A 697-nucleotide genomic window follows, 5' to 3' on the forward strand; every position below is an offset into this window, starting at 1 on the left:
GCAAATTGGGAATACCAACAGTAGTGGATAGAGTCGTTCAACAAGCCATTCATCAAGTTCTCAGTCCACTATTTGAGAAGCAATTCAGTGAATTCAGTTACGGTTTCAGACCAAAAAGAAGTTGTGAAATGGCGATAATTAAAAGCCTGGAGTTTCTGAATGATGAACATGATTGGGTAGTCGACATTGATCTTGAAAGATTCTTCGATACCGTCCATCACGATAAACTCATGAGAATCATATCCAACACAATAAAAGACGGAAATGTCATCTCGTTAATCAGAAAATACTTAGTCAGTGGAGTCATGGTGAATGGAAAATATGAAGACACACCTGTCGGTACTCCGCAAGGAGGCAACCTCAGTCCACTATTAAGTAATATAATGTTAAACGAACTTGATAAGGAACTGGAGAAAAGAGGACTAAGGTTCGTGAGGTACGCTGATGATGCCCTTATCTTTGTGAAAAGTGAAAAGGCAGCGAACCGAGTAATGAGCACAATCGTGAGATTTATAGAAGAGAAATTAGGCCTGATAGTCAACGTAGAGAAGAGTAGAATCTCACGTCCAAAAGAGTTGAAATTCTTAGGATTTGGGTATTATTACGACACTAATAACAACAACTACAAAGTGAAACCTCATCCAAGTTCTGTACAGAAGTTTCAAAGGAAACTTCGACAACTGACAAAGCGAAATTG

General features: G+C 38.7%; 1 protein-coding gene. It reads left to right on the forward strand.

All coding sequences use genetic code 11. From position 1 onward, the window contains the following. Nucleotides 1-697, forward strand: a 697-nt coding sequence (locus N9I19_RS25005) for a reverse transcriptase domain-containing protein (RefSeq protein ID WP_317779373.1), incomplete at both ends; no start/stop codon positions are given.

It is taken from the genome of Peribacillus sp. CSMR9, assembly GCF_033141925.1.
Lineage (GTDB): Bacteria > Bacillota > Bacilli > Bacillales > DSM-1321 > Peribacillus > Peribacillus simplex_A.